This window comes from Pseudomonas entomophila (assembly GCF_029193575.1).
GTDB lineage: Bacteria > Pseudomonadota > Gammaproteobacteria > Pseudomonadales > Pseudomonadaceae > Aquipseudomonas > Aquipseudomonas entomophila_G.
Genome location: NZ_JARGCS010000044.1, coordinates 127,325 through 144,267, shown reverse-complemented (window position 1 = coordinate 144,267; position 16,943 = coordinate 127,325). Strand labels below are relative to the sequence as shown.

General features: G+C 66.6%; 21 protein-coding genes. 9 read left to right on the top strand and 12 right to left on the bottom strand.

Annotated elements, in window-relative coordinates; all coding sequences use genetic code 11:
• Window positions 1–61: 61 nt before the first annotated feature.
• Entirely contained in the window at window positions 62–973 is a 912-nt protein-coding gene (locus P0Y43_RS20845) for a LysR family transcriptional regulator (protein ID WP_275639162.1), read from the top strand.
• A gap of 35 nt (window positions 974–1,008) precedes the next feature.
• On the opposite strand, the gene P0Y43_RS20840 is transcribed toward P0Y43_RS20845, so the two are convergent.
• Genes P0Y43_RS20840 through P0Y43_RS20830 form a run of 3 tightly spaced genes read right to left on the bottom strand, consistent with a single transcriptional unit; the run spans window position 1,009 to window position 2,832 of the window.
• Complete coding sequence (locus P0Y43_RS20840; RefSeq protein ID WP_275639161.1) at window positions 1,009–1,530, bottom strand: DUF2937 family protein; 522 nt, start codon at window positions 1,528–1,530, stop codon at window positions 1,009–1,011.
• Window positions 1,531–1,539: 9 nt separating this feature from the next.
• Window positions 1,540–2,307 (bottom strand): class II glutamine amidotransferase, encoded by a 768-nt coding sequence (locus P0Y43_RS20835; protein WP_275639160.1) that lies wholly within the window; start codon window positions 2,305–2,307, stop codon window positions 1,540–1,542.
• Window positions 2,308–2,322: 15 nt separating this feature from the next.
• A complete protein-coding gene (locus P0Y43_RS20830) occupies window positions 2,323–2,832 on the bottom strand; it encodes an MFS transporter (protein WP_275639159.1) in 510 nt (169 codons plus the stop codon).
• A gap of 124 nt (window positions 2,833–2,956) precedes the next feature.
• Here P0Y43_RS20830 and P0Y43_RS20825 point away from each other — a divergent pair, with 124 nt between their 5' ends.
• Window positions 2,957–4,996 (top strand): S9 family peptidase, encoded by a 2,040-nt coding sequence (locus P0Y43_RS20825; RefSeq protein WP_275639158.1) that lies wholly within the window; start codon window positions 2,957–2,959, stop codon window positions 4,994–4,996.
• A 181-nt stretch (window positions 4,997–5,177) separates the two neighbouring features.
• On the top strand, window positions 5,178–5,651 hold the full coding sequence (locus P0Y43_RS20820) for a Crp/Fnr family transcriptional regulator (RefSeq protein WP_275639157.1): 474 nt from the start codon (window positions 5,178–5,180) through the stop codon (window positions 5,649–5,651).
• On the opposite strand, the gene P0Y43_RS20815 is transcribed toward P0Y43_RS20820, so the two are convergent.
• Window positions 5,648–5,923 (bottom strand): hypothetical protein, encoded by a 276-nt coding sequence (locus P0Y43_RS20815; RefSeq protein WP_275639156.1) that lies wholly within the window; start codon window positions 5,921–5,923, stop codon window positions 5,648–5,650. The genes P0Y43_RS20820 and P0Y43_RS20815 overlap by 4 nt on opposite strands.
• 132 nt (window positions 5,924–6,055) lie before the next feature.
• On the opposite strand from P0Y43_RS20815, the gene P0Y43_RS20810 reads away from it, so the two are divergent.
• The 3 genes from P0Y43_RS20810 to P0Y43_RS20800 all read left to right on the top strand — a co-directional run bounded on the left by P0Y43_RS20810 (window position 6,056) and on the right by P0Y43_RS20800 (window position 7,368).
• Entirely contained in the window at window positions 6,056–6,427 is a 372-nt protein-coding gene (locus tag P0Y43_RS20810; protein WP_275639155.1) for a YajD family HNH nuclease, read from the top strand.
• 71 nt (window positions 6,428–6,498) lie between these two features.
• On the top strand, window positions 6,499–6,969 hold the full coding sequence (locus P0Y43_RS20805; protein ID WP_275639154.1) for an RNA methyltransferase: 471 nt from the start codon (window positions 6,499–6,501) through the stop codon (window positions 6,967–6,969).
• Between the two features lie 84 nt (window positions 6,970–7,053).
• Window positions 7,054–7,368, top strand: a complete 315-nt coding sequence (locus P0Y43_RS20800) for a YgaP family membrane protein (RefSeq protein ID WP_275639153.1) — start codon at window positions 7,054–7,056, stop codon at window positions 7,366–7,368.
• A 76-nt stretch (window positions 7,369–7,444) separates the two neighbouring features.
• On the opposite strand, the gene P0Y43_RS20795 is transcribed toward P0Y43_RS20800, so the two are convergent.
• Together P0Y43_RS20795 and P0Y43_RS20790 are read right to left on the bottom strand one after the other, a co-directional pair.
• Window positions 7,445–8,653 carry a hypothetical protein gene (locus tag P0Y43_RS20795; protein WP_275639152.1) on the bottom strand — a complete coding sequence of 403 codons (1,209 nt, stop codon included), beginning with the start codon at window positions 8,651–8,653 and terminating at the stop codon, window positions 7,445–7,447.
• A 23-nt stretch (window positions 8,654–8,676) separates the two neighbouring features.
• Window positions 8,677–9,126: a YcgN family cysteine cluster protein gene (locus P0Y43_RS20790; protein ID WP_275639151.1), complete on the bottom strand. Its 450-nt coding sequence runs from the start codon at window positions 9,124–9,126 to the stop codon at window positions 8,677–8,679.
• 145 nt (window positions 9,127–9,271) lie between these two features.
• Between P0Y43_RS20790 and P0Y43_RS20785 the strand changes: the two genes are divergently transcribed.
• Window positions 9,272–9,865, top strand: a complete 594-nt coding sequence (locus P0Y43_RS20785) for a nitroreductase family protein (protein ID WP_275639150.1) — start codon at window positions 9,272–9,274, stop codon at window positions 9,863–9,865.
• A gap of 114 nt (window positions 9,866–9,979) precedes the next feature.
• Here P0Y43_RS20785 and P0Y43_RS20780 read toward each other — a convergent pair whose 3' ends face one another.
• The 5 genes from P0Y43_RS20780 to P0Y43_RS20760 form a co-directional block, all read right to left on the bottom strand.
• Entirely contained in the window at window positions 9,980–10,912 is a 933-nt protein-coding gene (locus tag P0Y43_RS20780; protein WP_275639149.1) for a D-2-hydroxyacid dehydrogenase, read from the bottom strand.
• A 79-nt stretch (window positions 10,913–10,991) separates the two neighbouring features.
• Window positions 10,992–11,285 (bottom strand): YcgL domain-containing protein, encoded by a 294-nt coding sequence (locus P0Y43_RS20775; RefSeq protein ID WP_275639148.1) that lies wholly within the window; start codon window positions 11,283–11,285, stop codon window positions 10,992–10,994.
• The gene (gene rnd, locus P0Y43_RS20770) at window positions 11,285–12,415 is read right to left on the bottom strand and encodes a ribonuclease D (protein ID WP_275639147.1); all 1,131 of its coding nucleotides are present in this window, start codon (window positions 12,413–12,415) and stop codon (window positions 11,285–11,287) included. Before rnd ends, P0Y43_RS20775 begins: the two co-directional genes overlap by 1 nt.
• 125 nt (window positions 12,416–12,540) lie before the next feature.
• Window positions 12,541–14,178 carry a phosphoethanolamine transferase gene (locus P0Y43_RS20765; protein WP_275639146.1) on the bottom strand — a complete coding sequence of 546 codons (1,638 nt, stop codon included), beginning with the start codon at window positions 14,176–14,178 and terminating at the stop codon, window positions 12,541–12,543.
• 161 nt (window positions 14,179–14,339) lie between these two features.
• The gene (locus tag P0Y43_RS20760; protein ID WP_275639145.1) at window positions 14,340–14,705 is read right to left on the bottom strand and encodes a 5-carboxymethyl-2-hydroxymuconate Delta-isomerase; all 366 of its coding nucleotides are present in this window, start codon (window positions 14,703–14,705) and stop codon (window positions 14,340–14,342) included.
• A 119-nt stretch (window positions 14,706–14,824) separates the two neighbouring features.
• Here P0Y43_RS20760 and P0Y43_RS20755 point away from each other — a divergent pair, with 119 nt between their 5' ends.
• The gene (locus tag P0Y43_RS20755) at window positions 14,825–15,061 is read left to right on the top strand and encodes a YdcH family protein (protein ID WP_275639144.1); all 237 of its coding nucleotides are present in this window, start codon (window positions 14,825–14,827) and stop codon (window positions 15,059–15,061) included.
• Between the two features lie 71 nt (window positions 15,062–15,132).
• Here the strand turns inward: P0Y43_RS20755 and P0Y43_RS20750 are convergent, their stop codons facing one another.
• Window positions 15,133–16,314, bottom strand: a complete 1,182-nt coding sequence (locus P0Y43_RS20750; RefSeq protein WP_275639143.1) for a trans-sulfuration enzyme family protein — start codon at window positions 16,312–16,314, stop codon at window positions 15,133–15,135.
• 138 nt (window positions 16,315–16,452) lie between these two features.
• Between P0Y43_RS20750 and P0Y43_RS20745 the strand changes: the two genes are divergently transcribed.
• Window positions 16,453–16,911: an Lrp/AsnC family transcriptional regulator gene (locus P0Y43_RS20745; RefSeq protein WP_275639142.1), complete on the top strand. Its 459-nt coding sequence runs from the start codon at window positions 16,453–16,455 to the stop codon at window positions 16,909–16,911.
• Window positions 16,912–16,943 lie beyond the last annotated feature (32 nt).

The following is a 16,943-nucleotide window of genomic DNA, read 5'->3' as shown; positions in this document are numbered from 1 at the left end:
AAGGCCATGGCGCTTGCGTCCAACGAGAAAAACCGCCGGTCTGGAACAAGAAAAACTGATCATGAACCTACGCTTCCTCGAAACCTTCGTCTGGGTCGCCCGGCTCAAGAGCTTCCGCCTCACCGCCGAGAAGCTGTTCACCACCCAGGCCTCCGTTTCCAGCCGCATCGCCGCGCTGGAGGCCGACCTTGGCGTGAAGTTGCTGCTGCGCGACTCGCGCGGCGTGAGCCTGACGCCCGAGGGCAGCAAGGTGCTGGAGTACGCCGAGCGCATGCTCGACACCGCCCAGGCGATGAAGCAATCGCTGGACGGTGACCGAGCCAAGGTCGGGCGCATCCGCCTCGGCGTGATGGACACGGTGATCCACACCTGGATGAGCGCGCTGGTGGCCGAGCTGAGCGAGCGCTACCCGCAGGTGGAGATCGAACTGGTGGCCGATACCTCGCTGAACTTGCGCGATCAGCTGCAAAAAGGCTTTCTCGATGTGATTCTGCAAACCGACCTGGTGCGCGAGACGACGATCCGCAGCCTGGACCTGGCGCGCTACCCCATGGGCTGGATCGTCGCCGCCGGCTCCGTGCAACACCGCAGCTATGCGTCACTCGCGGAGCTGGCCCGCGAGCGCATCGTCACCTTCTCGAAGAACTCGCGCCCGCACCAGGAGGTGTTGAGCCTGTTGCAGGCCGCCGGTGCCCAGGCGCCACGGCTGAACTGCGTGAACTCGGTGGCGGCGATCACCCGCCTGCTGCGCGACGGCTTCGGCATCGGCGCCCTGCCCCCGGCGCTGGTCGATGCGGAGTTGGCGCGCGGTGAGCTGGTGCTGCTGGCCGGCCTGCAACCGCCGCCGAGCCTGGAGCTGGTGGTGACCTGGCAGACGGGGGTGGAGTGGGTGGACGAGGTGGTGGGGCTATGCCGGCAGGTGCTGGGGCGCTATGCGCAGGATGTCGGGGAGCAGCGGATCGTGCTGGTGTAGGGGACCTGCCCCGCGATAGGGCCGCCCCAGCCCCCCTACCGCCAGCTTTCCTTGACCGCCTTGCGCCGCCCGCCCAGGATCACCCAACCGATCACCAGCAACAGGCTCTCGACCACGAACGCCAGCACGAACCCGGCGCCGATCCCCCAGCCGATCGCCTCGGGCACCAGCAAGATCTGGTAGCTGTAGCCCTTGAGCGTTTCCTCGCGCAACTGCGGGTCCGGCTGCGCCAGCACGTGCCAGCTGCGGCTCGCCCAGCTCCCCTGCAACGCCTGCCACTCGCGCTCCAGCAACTGATTACGGATCAGCAGGCTGTCGATGCTGTTGGCATCGCTGTTGAACACCGGGTCGTCACTGGTGCGGTAATGCCGCACCAGCGCCTGCAAGTCGCCATTGAAGAAGCGCTGGGCGGTTTCCTGGAAGCCCTTGAGCGCCTGGCGCGACTCCAGCAGGTGCGCCTCGACGCGCTGGCTGTAGTCTTTGACCAACCCGGGCACCTGAATGCCGGCCAGCAGCCCGAAGGTGAACAGCAACAAGCGCAGGTAGCTTCTGAACATGGTGTGTCCTTACCCCTTGGCCACGCACTCGCCATGCCGCCACAGGGCCCATTGACCCGGTTCGTAGCGCTGCCAGGTCTCGTTCTCGGTCAAGGCCTCGGTGGCGATCACCGTGACCACGTCGTTGGGGGTGGTTTCGGCCTGAAAATCCACGATCAGGTCGACATCCTTCAACCGCGCCGCGCCAAACGGCGCGCGACGGGTGATGTGCACAAGCTTGGTCGAGCAGAAGCAGAACAGCCAGTCGCCATCGCTGAGCAGGCAGTTGAACACGCCTTTGCCGCGGTACTCGGCGCAGGCCTCGACCAGCACCGGCAGCAGTTGCTCGACCGCGACTGGCTCGGGAAACGCCTCGCGCACGCGGTTGAGCAAATCGCAGAAGGCCGCCTCGCTGTCGGTGTCGCCGACCGGGCGGTAGAAGGTGGTGCGGCCTTGGAAGTCGGCCAGCTGGCCGTTGTGCGCGAAACACCAGTTGCGCCCCCACAGCTCGCGCACGAAGGGGTGGGTGTTGGACAGGCAGACCTTGCCGACGTTGGCCTGGCGAATGTGGCCGATGACCACCTCGCTCTTGATCGGGTAGCGCTGCACCAGGTTGGCCACCTCCGACTCGCTGCTCGCCGCCGGGTCCTGGAACAGGCGCAGGCCGCGCCCTTCGTAGAAGCCGATGCCCCAGCCGTCGCGGTGCGGGCCAGTGCGGCCGCCGCGCTGCATCAGGCCGGTGAAACTGAAGACGATATCGGTGGGGACGTTGGCGCTCATGCCCAGCAGTTCACACATGCACGTGGCTCCGTCCTAGATCCGTGGCTCGACGCGGCCACCGCCGGCGCTCGGGCGACGCGGTGGCACCGGAGGCGGCTCGTCGCGGTAGCGGTCGCGGCGGTCGGCGGCGAACGGCAGCTCATCGACCCCCTGGGCGTCTTCGGCGGCCTGGCGCTGGGCGGCGGCCTCGGCCTTCTCGCGGCGCTCGCGGGCGCGTTTTTCCAGGGGCCAGCGCAACAGCACGAAGACGATGTACAGGGCGAAGGCGATCATGCCGTACATGGCCAGGTCAGAGGCGGCGCGCCAGGCGTTGTTGCCGACCTTGAAGGCGATGTCCAGGGCGGTGATGGCGATGGCCGGGGCGAAGGCCTCCTTGACCGGGTCGACGATGGTCGGGGTCAGCAGCAGCACTGCCAGGATCACCCGCAGCGGCTCGCGCAGCCAGCGCCACATCCAGCCGGTGAGCTTGAAGCCCACCCACAGGCAGCCCAAGGCGGCAAGGGCGTACAGGCCCCAGGCGAGCGTATAGTCGTTCTCGGTCATGGTGTTCGTGCAAGCCAGGCAAAGAGGCGCCTATGATAAACACTTTTACGGGCGCAGGCGCCCCCCCTGTCCGCGCCGGCCCTGTCGCGGGGCAAGCCCCGACACCCCAGCCCAGAGATCCCGAATGCCAACCACCCAGCCCCCCATCGCCCACGCTGCCAACGCCGCCGATCCCTACGCCTGGCTGCAGCAGCGCGACACCCCCGAAGTCCTGGCCTACCTCAACGCCGAGAACGCCTACCAGGAAGCCTGCCTCGCCGCGCAGGCGCCCTTACGCGAACGGCTGTTCGAGGAGATCAAGGGGCGCATCCAGGAAACCGACCTGTCGCTGCCCTCGCCCTGGGGCCCGTACCTGTACTACACCCGCACCACCGCCGGCGACGAATACCCGCGCCACTACCGCTGCCCGCGCCCGGCCGACGACAGCAACAGCGTCGACGAAAGCCAGGAGCAACTGCTGCTCGACCCCAACGCCCTGGCCAACGGCGGTTTCCTCGCCCTCGGCGCGTTCAACGTCAGCCCCGACCACAACCTGCTGGCCTACAGCCTCGACACCAGCGGCGACGAAATCTACACCCTGTACGTCAAGGACCTGTCCAGCGGCGCCGTGAGCACCCTGCCCTTCGACGACTGCGACGGCAGCCTGACCTGGGCCAACGACAGCCGCACGCTGTTCTTCGCCGAGCTGGACGACACCCACCGTCCCTGGCGCCTGCGCCGCCATACTCTCGGCGAGCGCGGCGCCAGCACCGTGTTCGAAGAGCCCGACGGGCGCTTCTTCCTGCACTGCTACCGCACCAGCTCCGAGCGCCAACTGGTGCTGCTGCTCAACAGCAAGACCACCAGCGAAGCCTGGGTGCTCGACGCCACCACCCCGCAAGCCGACTTCCAGTGCCTGGCACCACGCGTCGAAGGCCACGAGTACTTCCCCGACCACGGCCAGCTCGACGGCCAATGGCGCTGGTTCATCCGCAGCAACCAGGACGGCATCAACTTCGCCCTGTTCCATGCCCCAGCCGAATCGGTACCGAACCGCGCGCAGTGGCAGTTGCTGGTGCCGCACCGCGACGACGTCATGCTCGAAGGCCTGAGCCTGAACGCCGGCGCCCTGAGCCTGAGCCTGCGCGAAGGCGGCCTGCCGATCATCGAGGTGCACCCCCAGGGCCTGCCGGCCTACCGCGTCGAACTGCCGGACGCCGCCTACAGCCTCTACGTGCAGGACAGCCTGGAGTTCGCCAGCACGCGCATCCGCCTGCGCTACGAGGCACTCAACCGTCCGGCCCAAGTGCGCCAGCTGGAGTTGGCCACGGGCGCGCAGCAGGTGCTCAAACAAACGCCGGTGCTCGGCCCGTTCGACGCCGACGCCTACGTCAGCCAGCGCCTGTGGGCCACCGCCGCCGATGGCACGCGGGTGCCGATCAGCCTGGTGCGCCGACGCGACACCGTCGGCCAGTGCACAGCGTTGTACCTCTATGGCTACGGTGCCTATGGCGAAAGCCTCGACCCGTGGTTCTCCCACGCCCGCCTTAGCCTGCTCGAACGCGGCGTGGCCTTCGCCATCGCCCATGTGCGCGGCGGCGGTGAGCTGGGGGAGGCCTGGTACCGCGCCGGCAAGCAGGAACACAAGCAGAACAGCTTCGACGACTTCATCGCCTGCGCCGAGCACTTGATCGCCAACGGCATCACCGCCCGCGACCGCCTGGCCATCAGCGGCGGCAGCGCCGGCGGCCTGCTGATGGGCGCAGTGCTCAACCAGCGCCCGGAGCTGCTGCGCTGCGCCATCGCCGAGGTGCCGTTCGTCGACGTGCTCAACACCATGCTCGACCCCGAGCTGCCGCTGACCGTCACCGAGTACGACGAGTGGGGCAACCCCGAGGAGCCCGAGGTGTACGCGCGGATCAAGGCCTACGCCCCCTACGAGAACGTCAAGGCCCAGGCCTACCCGGCCATGCTGGTGATCGCCGGCTATAACGACAGCCGTGTGCAGTATTGGGAAGCGGCCAAGTGGGTGGCACGCCTGCGCACCTTGAAAACCGACGACCACCTGCTGCTGCTCAAGACCGAGATGGGCGCCGGCCACGGCGGCATGAGCGGGCGCTACCAAGGGCTGCGTGACGTGGCGCTGGAGTATGCGTTCGTCTTCAATGAGCTGGGCGTGGTGTAAAACGCGTTTTTCGTTGTCATAGGCTTCGCGAACGACACGCTGCCCCTGTAGAGCGGGCTTGCCCCGCGATGGCGGCCGATCGGGCAAATGAGGTTGTCCAATCGGCCGCCATCGCGGGGCAAGCCCTCTCCTACAGGGGGCCGCGCCCCGACCGGCCCGTTGCCTGACAGAAGAACACCCCATGCCCGACGCAACCCACCTGAACGCCGAAATCCGCGACATGCTCCTGGACTGCGGCCTGTTCGACAGCCTGCAACCCGCCGACTGCCTCGCCGCCGCCGGCTACTTCAGCCTGGCCAGCATGGCCGAGGGCGAGGCGATCTTCGACGAAGGCGACGCGGGCACCTTCATGTGCATCCTGCACCGCGGCGTGGTTTCGGTGCGCAAGACCGACGGCAACGGCCAACAGGTGGAGATCGCCACCCTGCGCAAGGGCCGGGCGTTCGGCGAGATGGCCGTGCTCGACGGCGAACGACGCTCGGCCAGCTGCGTGGCGGCCAGCGACTGCCAACTGCTGACCCTGGGCAAGGACTCGCTGGACAAAATGCTCAACGAAGCCCCACGCATCGCCGCGCGCATCATCCGCGCCCTGGCGGTGGCGCTGTCCAAGCGCCTGCGCATGCAAGATGGCCAGCGCGTGGCGCAGCAGGTCTAGTCATCCTTGGCTGGCGCCTTGTCGGGGTCGGGTGAGAGCCCCGGCAACGGCTGGTCCTTCGGCGGGCCCGGCAGCGGGATCGGTGGCAGCAACGGCGCACCGGGCTGGCTGTCGCCGGCCTTGGGCGGCGTGCTCGGGGTGATCTGCGGGTACGGCGTGGGCGTCGCCGTGCCGGGCGCGCCCGGTGCCGGGGTGAGAATGGGCGGCGGCTGGCCAGCTTCAGCCGGGGGCATCGCCGCCAGCAGCACGGTGACGAGGAGCGCGGGGAACATCAGCAACCTCCGGTCGGGAACCTTCCTACAGGCTATGCCCAATTGCGCGTTCTTGCCTGTCCGACGGGCGTCGAGGCGCGCTAGACTCAAGGCATAACCGTCATTCGCCTGATCAGATACCAAGGAACCACCATGAGTTCTGCTTCCACCGCCGCCGCCACCGCCCGCCTCGACCGCATCCTCGCCGACGCCAAGCGCGACAAGGAAATGGGCTACCGCGACAAGGCCCTGAAGATGTACCCCCACGTGTGCGGCCGCTGCGCCCGCGAGTTCTCCGGCAAGCGCCTGTCGGAGCTGACTGTGCACCACCGCGACCACAACCACGACAACAACCCCCAGGACGGCTCCAACTGGGAGCTGCTGTGCCTGTACTGTCACGACAACGAGCATTCGCGCTACACCGACCAGCAATACTTCAGCGACGGCTCGCTGAGCACCCAGAAGGTCGCCGTGGCCACCCACAACCCCTTCGCCGGGCTGGCCAGCCTGCTGAAGAAGGACTGACCGTCGATTCCTCCGCCCACGCTGTCGGCAAGCCCGTATAATCGCGGTTTTTTTGCGAAGGGCCCCGACACGTGGCGAACAAACGGTACAGCTGCATCGGCCTGTACAACCCCAAGTCCGCCGAGAACGTAGGCTCGGTCATGCGCGCGGCGGGTTGCTATGGCGTCAACTCGGTGTTCTACACCGGCAAGCGCTACGAGCGCGCCCGCGACTTCGTCACCGACACCAAGCGCGTGCACTACGACATCCCGCTGATCGGCATCGACGACCTGCAGCGCATCATCCCCCTGGGTTGCACGCCGGTGGCCGTGGAACTGGTCGAGGGCGCCCGTCCCCTGCCCGAGTACACCCACCCCGACCGCGCGATCTACATCTTCGGCCCGGAAGACGGCAGCCTCGACGCCAGTGTGCGCGCCTGGTGCGAAGAGACCATCTACATCCCCACCAGCGGCTGCATGAACCTCGCCGCCACGGTCAATGTGGTGCTCTACGACCGCCTGGCCAAGGGCCTGAACACCCGCTCGGGACCAAAATTCAAGTAGACCCGCCACGCCTTTGGGCAATTGCCTGGAACAGCGCGCCGCCGCGCGCTGTCAGCTGCTAACACCCCCAAAGGAGACTTCGCCATGCTCGATATCCATTCCTCGCCCGAACACAACGTCCAAGGCTGGGAGCGCGTCAGTTCGCTGGCCGGTGGTGCCTTGATGATCGGCAAGGGGCTGCGCCAGGGCGGTGCGCTGGGCCTGTTGCAGGTGGTGGTCGGCGGCCTGGCCGTGGCCCGTGGCGCCAGCGGGCATTGCTCGACCAAGGCATGGTGGCAGCGCCACCGCGCGGAGTACCTGCGCCTGCGTGCGGATATCCAGCGCAGCGCGGCCGACCTGGAGGCGCTGAAGGCCAGTGCCGAGGCGGCGACCCGGGCAGTGACGGTGAACGGGCGCTGAAGGTGGTGGCGGTACCGGCGCTATCGCGGGCTTGCCCCGCGATAGCGCCGGCCTGAACAGCGCAAACCCCAAAGGCTCACTCCAGCAACTTGCTGCGCAACACCTCGGAATCCCGCCCCAGCACGCTCTCGGCCAATTGCACGAACTCCTCGGTGCTGACCCGCGTAACGCGCATCAACGCCCGGGTCACGTCGTCCAGCGAGCGCTTGTCATGGTTGTGCAGGCGAATTTCCCGGTCCAGCGCCTGCAACAGCAGCACACCACGCGCCACCTGCGCCGCATCGGCCTGCTCAGCGCGCAAGGTCTTGGCCTTGGCCCCCAGTTTCTGCAGCCGCGCCTGCAACGCCTGGTAACGATCATCGCTGATCCCCCCGGCGCGGCGCAGCAATTCGGTCGCGTAGTAGTCGGTCAGGCTTTCCCCCAGCCAGTCGCTGCGGTCGCGGTCGTCGATCTGCGCGAACAACTGCACCAGCTCACGCAACAATGGGCTCGCACCGTTCTCGCCGATCAGTGGACGGCTGCTGTGCAGGTACAGCGAGTTGTACGAAGCCCGCGCCCCACGCCACATGCCGTCACGCGCGCCGACCACCAGCAGCTTGGGCGGGTTGCGCGGGAACACCGCCTGCAACTGCGGCCAGACGAAGGTCAGCAAGGTCAAGGTATCCATGCGCCGCATGCCCTGCCCTTGCGGCGCGGCGACGGTCACCTCGGTATCGCCCAGGCGCGCGCGGCGGCTGCCGAGGTTGCCGGCGAGAATCCAGCCGGTGGGGCGGTCGAACAGGCGCGAGACATTGTCGATGCGGAACTTCTGCTTGCCGATGCGCGGCCAGGCGGTTTCCACGCCGCTCCAGCCCTTCGGCAGTTCGAAGGCCAGGCGTGCCACCAACTCGGTGCCGTCCTGCTGGTCGAGGCGCGCGGGCGGCACCAATTGCTCGCCACGCAGCAGTGCCCAGTGCGCGGTGATACGCGCGTCATGGCTGGCGCCCTTGGGTTGCTGGTCGAGCTGCACGCGGTAGCTGAGGCTGGTCTTGCCCGGCGCCGGGCGCCAGATGCCGCGCGGGCCCTGCTGCTGCCACTGGCCGTCGGCATGGAAGTCACTGTAGGCGCCCGCGCTGCCCAGCTCGAAGTCCAGGCTGCGCACCGCGCTGCCCTCGGCCAGGGTCAGCTGCACCTCGGCCTGACCGCTTTGCGGCAGCAGGCGCACGCGGTAGTCGAGGTCGACCTTCTTGGCCCAGGCCGGGGCGCAGGCCAGCAGGCCCAGCAGCAGCAACAACGGGCGACGCATACAGAAACTCCTTGTTCCCAGCCTCAGCCGGCGCGAAAGATCAGGTGGTCTTCCCAGTCGTCTTCGTCGACGTCGTGCTCGCTGAGCATGCGCCCGGACTGGGAAATGCGCTGCTCGTGCACCTGGCTGCGGTCGCCGCAAACCAGGTGGTGCCAGGCGGGCAGGTCCTTGCCCTCGCTGACCAGGCGGTAGCCACAGGTGCTCGGCAGCCATTTGAACTGGTCGGCCTTGCCTGGGGTGAGCTGGATGCAGTCCGGCACGTGGGCGAAGCGGTTGGGGTAGTCGCTGCACTGGCAGGTGGTCAGGTCCAGCAGCTTGCAGGCGATGCGCGTGTAATAGACGCTGTTGTCGTCCTCGTCCTCGAGCTTTTGCAGGCAGCACAGGCCACAGCCGTCGCAGAGCGACTCCCACTCGCTGGGGCTGAGCTGGTCGAGGGTCTTGCGCCGCCAGAAGGGCGCGGGGTCGGCGATCATCACACGGGTTCCTGCTGTGGTCTTGAGTCCGCGGCGCGCGGCGGCGCCAGTCTAGAGCCTGGCTTTCGGCAACGCCAGACCGCTTGTCAGTGTTGGTCGGAAGCAGTAGCGTGCGGTCTTTCCCATCCTTTCGCAGGAGCCCCGCATGAGCGCCACCCCACGCATCGCCGACTATGCCATCAACGAGCAGTTCATCAACCGCTGGTCGCCGCGGGCGTTCAACGCCGAGCCGATCAGCGAAGAGACCCTGCTGAGCTTCCTGGAGGCCGCGCGCTGGGCGCCCTCGGCCTACAACTCGCAGCCTTGGCGCTTCCTCTATGCACGTCGCGACACGCCAAACTGGGAGCGTTTCCTGAGCCTGCTGGTGCCGTTCAACCGCAGCTGGGCGCAGCAGGCCTCGGCGCTGGTGGTGATCATCTCCAAGACCACCTTCACCGCCCCCGGCGCCAGCGAAGAGCAACCGGCGCTGTGGCACACCTTCGACACCGGTTCGGCCTGGGGCCACCTGGCATTGCAGGCGAGCATCAGCGGCTGGCACACCCACGGCATGGCCGGGTTCGACCAGGAGCTGGCGCGCAGCGAGCTGAAGGTGCCCGAGGGCTACGTGCTGCACGCCATGGTGGCGATCGGCAAGCTGGGCGACAAGGCGACCCTGGCCGAGGCGCTGCAAGCGCGCGAGACGCCCAGCCCGCGCCGCCCGCTGAGCGAGCTGGCGGCCGAGGGGGATTTCAGCCTGTAAGGTTTGCGTTGTCCATTGCGGCCCTATCGCGGGACCAGCCCGCCCCCACCGTTCTGCCAGTGCGCAGGACCTGTGGGAGCGGGCTTGCCCCGCGACAGGGCCGGCACCGACACCTCAATACCCCCGCTGGAAATCCACTTCCCCGCGCAACCCCTCCCCCGCCTGGTACGCCCGCACGTTCTCGACGAACAACCGCACCATCGCCACCGGCGAGGTCGGCGCCGAGCTGTGCCCGGTCAGCAGCAGCCCCCAGGCGGTCCAGAACGGGTGGCGCTGGGGCAGCGGTTCCTGGCGGCAGACGTCGATCACCGCCGAGGCCAGGTGGCCCTGCTTCAGTGCCTCGACCAGGTCGGCATCGACCACCGCCACGCCCCGCCCGGCATTGATGAACTGCGCGCTGGGCTTGAACCGGCGAAACAGCGAGGCGTCGTACAGGTCATGGGTCGCCGGGGTGTCCGGTAGCAGGTTGAGCACGTAGTCGGCCTGCGTCACCAGGCGCGGCAGCTCGGCAAGCCCCGCCACCTCGACGAACGGTGCCTGCTCCCGGGCACTGCTGGCCACCCCACGCAGGGTCACGCCGAACGGCGCGAGGAACTCGGCAACACGCTGGCCGATGTCGCCGGTGCCGACGATCAGCACTTCACGCCCTTCCAGCCCGTGCCCCGGGCGACCATCCCAGCGCCGCTCGACCTGGCTGACCAGGCGGCTGAGCACATCACGCTCGTGGATCAGCATATAGGTCAGCATGTACTCGGCCATCACCTGGCCGAAGATGCCCACGGCGCGGGTCAGGCGATAGTCGCGTGGCAAACCGTCGCCCAACAGCGGGGTGATGCCCGCCCAGGTCGATTGCACCCAGGCCGGTTGGTGGCCCTGGCGCAGCAGGCTGGCGAGCAGGTCCGGCTGGCCCAGCCACACCGGGCAATCCGGCGCATAGCGCGCCAGTTCGGCGGAATCGCCACTGGTCAGGACCTCCAGGTCCGGTGCCGCCTCGCCCAGCAGGCGAGCGTAATTGGCATGATCCTGTTCAGCGATCAGAACGCGCATTCGAAGACAACCTTCACAGACAACGAAGGCGACCGCTGAGGGGGTCGCCTTGGGGGGGGATCGGAACCGCCGGCCAGGGTCAGGCCGGGTCGTTACGGCGCAGCAGCTCTTCGGGGAGGTGCTCGATGTAGTCGTCTTCCGGCGGCGGCATCTGCAGGTGGTAACCCTGGCTGTCGAGGTTCGCCAGCACCTTGGCGATGTCCTCGCGGGCCAGCTTGCGCTCGGGCGTGAGCACCAGGTCGAAGGCGTGCACCGGGGTGCCGAAGAACGGCAGCAGGCCCTCGGGCACGCGCTCCAGGCCCTCGGCCTTGAGCACGTAGAGGTACATCTCGTTCTTGCGGGGGCTTTTGTAGATCGAACAGATACGTTTCATCAGGATTCTCCAGCGCCCGCCAGGCTGTCCAGCAGGGCCTGGCCCATGCGTTCGCGGCGCCAACCGCGCAGCGACTCGGGCAGTTGATAGGGGCCGTTGGGGAAGCCGCTCTTGAGCAGGGCTTCAAGGGTTTTCTTGCGCAGCATCAGCTCCGGGGCGATGCCCAGGCGCTCGCCTTCGGCCTGGCCGACCGCACGCAACTGCTTGAGGATGCCGGCGGCCTCGATCGGCAGCGGCTCGGGCAGCGGCTGCGGCCATTGCTCGGGCGGCAAGGCGGCGGCGCGCTTGATCAGCTCGATCAGGTACTCGCCGTCCTGGCGGATGGTGCGCGGGTGCATGTCGTCGATCTTGGCCAGCGCCGACAGGGTCGCCGGCTGCCCCTTGGCCATCGGCCACAGGGCGTGCTCCTTGAGGATGCGGTTGCGCGGCACATCGCGCTGGCGCGCCTCGCGTTCGCGCCAGGCGCACAGCTCGCGCAGCACCGACAACTGCTGGGGCGCCAGCTTCCAGGCCAGCTTGACGTCGCGATACAGGGTCTCGGGCTCGACCTCACGGCGCAGTTGGGCGACCAGTTCGGCGCCATCATCCAGCACCCAGGCGTACTTGTCGTCCGACAGCCGTGGGCGCAGGGCGGCGAACAGCTCGGCAAGGTGCACGGCGTCCTCGGCGGCGTAGCTGACCTGGGTCTCCGACAGCGGGCGCTGCAGCCAGTCGGAGCGGGTCTCGCCTTTGGGCAGCTCGATGCCCAGCACCTCCTGCACCAGGCGCGAGTAGCCCATGGAGAAACCGATGTTCAGGTAGCCGGCGGCCAATTGTGTGTCGAACAGCGGCTGCGGCAGCTTGCCGGTCAGGCGCAGGAGCACTTCGAGGTCTTCGCTGCAGGCATGCAGCACCTTGACCACGCCGCTGTCTTCGAGCAGTTCGGCCAGCGGTTGCCAGTCGCGGATCGACAACGGGTCGATGAGGAAGGCGCGCTGGCCGTCGCCAACCTGCACCAGGCCGGCTTTCGGGTAGAAGGTGTCGACCCGCATGAATTCGGTGTCGACGGCCACGAAGGGCAGTTCGCGCCAGCCCCGGCAGCGTTCGGCCAGGGTCTGGTCGTCACGGATCCAGTGAATTTCGATGGCCACGAGGCTCTCCCACAAACATTGGCGCGCAGTATATACGGGGCGGGCACTGCGGGTGAAACCCGGCTATCAGCGGTGTGCCGACAGGCCCTGTCGCGGGCAAGCCCGCGAGGGTTTCACCCCAGCATTCAATTCTTCGTCGCCAGCCATGGTCGGCACCCGGCGAACAGGTCCAGCGACTGCTGGTACACCCCGGTGCGCACCTGCAACAACCCCAGCATCGAATGGAACAGGTTGTCCTGGCTCAACGGCGCCTCGCGCAGCTTGCCCAGGCACTCGGTGTCGACGCCGAAATCCTGTCGGTAACTGTCGGAGAACCACGCCAGCAACGGCACGTGTTTCTGCTGGTCGGGCGCCAGCATGTAAGGGGTGCCATGCAAGTACAGGTTGTACTCGCCCAGCGACTCGCCATGGTCGGAAAGGTAGAGCATCGCCGTGTCGACCTTGTCCTGGCGGCTGCGCAGGGTGTCGATCAGCGTGGCGAGCAGCGCGTCGGTGTAGGTCACGGTGTTGTCGTAGCTGTTGACGATGTCCTGCTGGCTGCACTGGTTCAGCGCGTTGCTGCGACACACCGGGGTGAAACGCTCGTACCCCTCGGGGTAGCGCTTGTAGTAGTCCGGGCCGTGGCTGCCCATCTGGTGCAGCACCAGCACGGTGTCCTGGGTGAGGTTGTCGAGCAGTTCGGTGAGGTTCTGCAGGAGGATCTGGTCGTGGCATTCGCCATCGGGGCACAGGGCGGGGTCCTTGAGGTTGCTCAGGTTGACGTACTTGACCCGGTCGCAGGTGCCCTTGCAGCCGGACTGGTTGTCACGCCACTGCACGTCGAGCCCGGCCCGCTTGAGGATGTCCAGCAACCCCTCGCGGCTGCTGGCCACGCGCGGGTCGTAGTCCTTGCGTTGCATGCCGGAGAACATGCACGGCACCGACACGGCGGTCTCGGTGCCGCAGGAGTGCACGTCGGTGAAACCCAGCAGGCCCGCTTCCTTCGACAAGCGCGGCGTGGTGTCGCGGCCATAGCCGAGCACGCCGAAGTTGTCCGCCCGCGCGCTTTCGCCCACCACCAGCACGGTCAGCGACTTGCGCTCATGCTGCTGCCAGGCCGCGTCGCGCCTGGCATCTTCGCCATATGCCTGGAACGGCCTGGCTGCGCTGCCCAAGCGCTCGCTGACGTACCCGAGCGAGGCGCCGACGATATTGCTCGGGGTGAGCATCAGGCGGATCTCATGGTGGTTGCGAAACAGCGAAGCCAGCCCCTGGTAGTTGACCAGTGCCACCGAGCCCACGGCCGCCACGCAGGCACCGCTCACCACCAGCTTGCCCAACAGTTCACGGTGCCAGGTACGGTAGGCGACGGGCGCCTTCCACACCAGCTGCGAGGGCAAGATACCGAGCAATGATATATACAGTGCAAACTTCAACGACAGCAGGTCGCGCACTTCACTGATATTGGTTTCAGCGACATTGCGGAACATGCCACTGTCGATCAGCACGCCATATTGATTCATGAAGTAGGCCACACCTGCGCCGCTCATGAACAAGAGCATCAATACCGGTTTCAGTACATAGCGAAAGGCAATAAGCGTGAGTACCAGGTTGAACGCGAACAGCATCATCACGGCGAACGCCAGTAATAGCCAGAGCCCTACCAAGCCGGGCGGCACCACGTCCTCCAAGTGCTTCCAGAGGTAGGCGTTGAGGCCGATCAAGAGGTAAAGGCTGGCCAGCAGCGTGACCCATTCGGCCCGCAGGTTCTTGAAGTTGAGCATGATGTTCGCATCACAGTTTGATGATCGGCCGGTGTGCCGGGAGGCACCTGGGAAAGTTGGCCGAATTCTGCGAAGCGTACCATCAATGTTTTGTGAAAAAGACGCCAACAATCGGTTGGCTGGCGTCTTTCATGATTAATTAAGTTTCATTCAGCCGCCATTCAGCCCGGCAGGCGAAGTTTGGCGTACGGCTCGCGGTCGATGTCCAGCACTTCCACGCACAGTTGGATGTCCAGGCCGGCTTGCGCGGGAATGGCCTCGTGCAGCACCTCGAGCAAGCTGTCGGAGAGCTGCTTCTTCACTTGCGGCGAACGGCCGCTGAGGATCGCCAGGCGCACGTGGGCGAAGGCCCGTTCACTGGGGGCGGTGCCGACGCGGTACTGGGCGAAGGCCTGGGCGCGACTCTTGATGTCCAGTTCGTCGGCGAACTGGCCGCTGACCAGCAGGGTGTGGTTCAGGCGCAAAAGCAGCACGTCGACCTTGAGCTCACGCAGGTTGTCGCTGTATTCCAAGTTCAGGTGGGGCATGGCGCAGGGGTCCGGTGGTGTCAGGAAAGCGACAGCCTACGCCCTCCCCCGCGGGTGCGCAAAGCGACTATCCTCAAGGATCAGCACCATTCGCCAAGCCCAGTAGAAGAGGTGAAGAAATGCCAGTTCCGCATGATTTGCTCGCTGACCTGCATGTCACTGCCGATGCCTTCCAGGCACTGATCGACCAGGATCAGGCGCTGCACAAGCTGCACAAGGAATACAACGCCAAGGACAAGGAAGTGCTGGCTGCCGAAGGCAATGGCACCCCCGACGAGGCGGTCAATCGGCTGCGCAAGGAGCGCCTGCTGCTCAAGGACAAGATCGAGCGGATCGTGCATCCGCCCAAGGCTTGATAGCGAGGTTGGCTTACCGACGTCATCGCGGGACAAGCCCGCGCCCACACCCGCGATGACATCCGCCGCCGTTACGCGCAAGCCGCTGCCGCGAGCCCCGTCTCCAGGTCGTCGATCAGGTCGCGATGATCCTCGATCCCCATCGACAACCGCACCAGGTTCTCGCTGATGCCCATCACGCCCTTCTGCTCCGGGCTCAGGGAATTGTGCGACATGCTCCAGGAGTGGTTGATCATGCTCTCCACCCCGCCCAGCGAGTCGGCCAGCACGAAGATCGACAGCGCCTCCACCAGGCGGTTGACCGCCGCGCGGTCGCCTTTCACACGCACGGCCACCACCGCGCCGCCGGTGCGCATCTGGCGTTTGCACAGCGCGTGCTGCGGGTGGCTTTCCAGCCCCGGGTAGAACACCTGCTCGACCTGCGGGTGACGCTCCAGGTACTGCGCCACGCGCAGGGCGTTGGCGCTCTGGCGCTCCATGCGCACGTCGAGGGTCTTAAGGCCACGCAGTGCCAGGTAGCAGTCGAACGGGCCCTGGATCGCGCCCACCGCCATGCTGATCTTGCGCAGGCGCGCCAGCAGCTCGGCGTTGCCAGCGACCACCACGCCGCCGGTCAGGTCGGAGTGGCCGCCGATGTACTTGCTCGCCGAGTGCATCACCAGGTCCACGCCGAGGGTGATCGGCTGCTGGTTCCACGGCGAGCAGAAGGTGTTGTCGATACAGGTGAGGATGCCGCGCGAGCGCGCCAGGTCGCACAGCGGCTTGATGTCGACCAGGTGCAGCAGCGGGTTGGTCGGCGACTCGATCCAGATCATCTTGGTATCGGGGCGAATGGCTGCGGCCACGGCGTCCAGGTCGTTGAGGTCGACGTAGGTGGTGGTCAGCCCCGAGGTCACGGCGCGGTAGTCTTCCATCAGGCGGAAGGTGCCACCGTAGACGCCGTTCATCACCACCACGTGGGCGTCCTTGGGCAGCAGTTCAAGCACCGTGGCGGTTGCGCTCACGCCCGAGGCGCAGGCCACCGCGCCGACCCCTTCCTCCAGCGCCGCCACGCAGGTCTCGTAGGCGTGGCGGGTGGGGTTGGAAACACGGCTATAGGCGTATTCGGGGTTGTCGTCCAGGCCGCGCTTGATGAACGAGCTGGAGGTGACGATGGCCGGGAAGATGGCGTTGTCGGCGATGCTGGACTGCTCGCCCGCATGGATGGTACGGGTGGCGAAATTGCGCGGTTTCTCGGACATGCTCGGGTCCATTGACTGAAGTGGCGGATGGAAAGGCGCCACTATCGCATATCCGGCGACGCCAGGCTGCGTGCGCCGTCGATCGTGGAAAACGATTCCTCGTCTGGGCTATTCTGGAGAAACTTTTTCCCCTAGCAGTCGCCCAGGTTCATGGACACTTTCGACCAGCACATTCTCACCCTGCTCCAGCGCGATGCCTCGATCTCCCTCAAGGACCTGGCCGAGGCCGTCAACCTGTCCACCACGCCCTGCTGGAAGCGGGTCAAGCGCCTGGAAGAGGACGGCTACATCCGCGGCCGCGTCGCCCTGCTCGACCCTGAGCGACTGGGGCTGGGGCTGAGTGTGTTCGTCCAACTCAAGACCCAGCGCCACGACAGCGCCTGGCTGGAGCATTTCGCGCGGACAGTGACCGGGTTCGAGGAGGTGATGGAGTTCTATCGCATGTCTGGCGACTGGGACTACATGCTGCGCGTGGTGGTCAGTGATATCGCGGCGTATGACCGGTTCTACAAGAAGCTGATCACCAGCACCGAGGGGTTGTCGAACATCACTTCCAGTTTTGCCATGGAGCAGATCAAGTACACCACGGCGTTTCCGGTGCGCCGCTGAGCCCTGCGGCGGTCATGCCGGCCTCATCGCCC

What these genes read in the sequence shown, in the direction of transcription:
- P0Y43_RS20815 (WP_275639156.1), bottom strand. Translation starts at nt 5,923, where the DNA reads ATGTTCCCCGCGCTCCTCGTCACCGTGCTGCTGGCGGCGATGCCCCCG.
- P0Y43_RS20780 (WP_275639149.1), bottom strand. Translation starts at nt 10,912, where the DNA reads ATGCGCGTTCTGATCGCTGAACAGGATCATGCCAATTACGCTCGCCTG.
- P0Y43_RS20795 (WP_275639152.1), bottom strand. Translation starts at nt 8,653, where the DNA reads ATGCGTCGCCCGTTGTTGCTGCTGCTGGGCCTGCTGGCCTGCGCCCCG.
- P0Y43_RS20845 (WP_275639162.1), top strand. Translation starts at nt 62, where the DNA reads ATGAACCTACGCTTCCTCGAAACCTTCGTCTGGGTCGCCCGGCTCAAG.
- P0Y43_RS20760 (WP_275639145.1), bottom strand. Translation starts at nt 14,705, where the DNA reads ATGCCCCACCTGAACTTGGAATACAGCGACAACCTGCGTGAGCTCAAG.
- P0Y43_RS20750 (WP_275639143.1), bottom strand. Translation starts at nt 16,314, where the DNA reads ATGGACCCGAGCATGTCCGAGAAACCGCGCAATTTCGCCACCCGTACC.
- P0Y43_RS20775 (WP_275639148.1), bottom strand. Translation starts at nt 11,285, where the DNA reads ATGAAACGTATCTGTTCGATCTACAAAAGCCCCCGCAAGAACGAGATG.
- P0Y43_RS20745 (WP_275639142.1), top strand. Translation starts at nt 16,453, where the DNA reads ATGGACACTTTCGACCAGCACATTCTCACCCTGCTCCAGCGCGATGCC.
- P0Y43_RS20800 (WP_275639153.1), top strand. Translation starts at nt 7,054, where the DNA reads ATGCTCGATATCCATTCCTCGCCCGAACACAACGTCCAAGGCTGGGAG.
- P0Y43_RS20830 (WP_275639159.1), bottom strand. Translation starts at nt 2,832, where the DNA reads ATGACCGAGAACGACTATACGCTCGCCTGGGGCCTGTACGCCCTTGCC.
- P0Y43_RS20810 (WP_275639155.1), top strand. Translation starts at nt 6,056, where the DNA reads ATGAGTTCTGCTTCCACCGCCGCCGCCACCGCCCGCCTCGACCGCATC.
- P0Y43_RS20840 (WP_275639161.1), bottom strand. Translation starts at nt 1,530, where the DNA reads ATGTTCAGAAGCTACCTGCGCTTGTTGCTGTTCACCTTCGGGCTGCTG.
- P0Y43_RS20785 (WP_275639150.1), top strand. Translation starts at nt 9,272, where the DNA reads ATGAGCGCCACCCCACGCATCGCCGACTATGCCATCAACGAGCAGTTC.
- P0Y43_RS20825 (WP_275639158.1), top strand. Translation starts at nt 2,957, where the DNA reads ATGCCAACCACCCAGCCCCCCATCGCCCACGCTGCCAACGCCGCCGAT.
- P0Y43_RS20765 (WP_275639146.1), bottom strand. Translation starts at nt 14,178, where the DNA reads ATGCTCAACTTCAAGAACCTGCGGGCCGAATGGGTCACGCTGCTGGCC.
- P0Y43_RS20835 (WP_275639160.1), bottom strand. Translation starts at nt 2,307, where the DNA reads ATGTGTGAACTGCTGGGCATGAGCGCCAACGTCCCCACCGATATCGTC.
- P0Y43_RS20820 (WP_275639157.1), top strand. Translation starts at nt 5,178, where the DNA reads ATGCCCGACGCAACCCACCTGAACGCCGAAATCCGCGACATGCTCCTG.
- P0Y43_RS20790 (WP_275639151.1), bottom strand. Translation starts at nt 9,126, where the DNA reads ATGATCGCCGACCCCGCGCCCTTCTGGCGGCGCAAGACCCTCGACCAG.
- P0Y43_RS20755 (WP_275639144.1), top strand. Translation starts at nt 14,825, where the DNA reads ATGCCAGTTCCGCATGATTTGCTCGCTGACCTGCATGTCACTGCCGAT.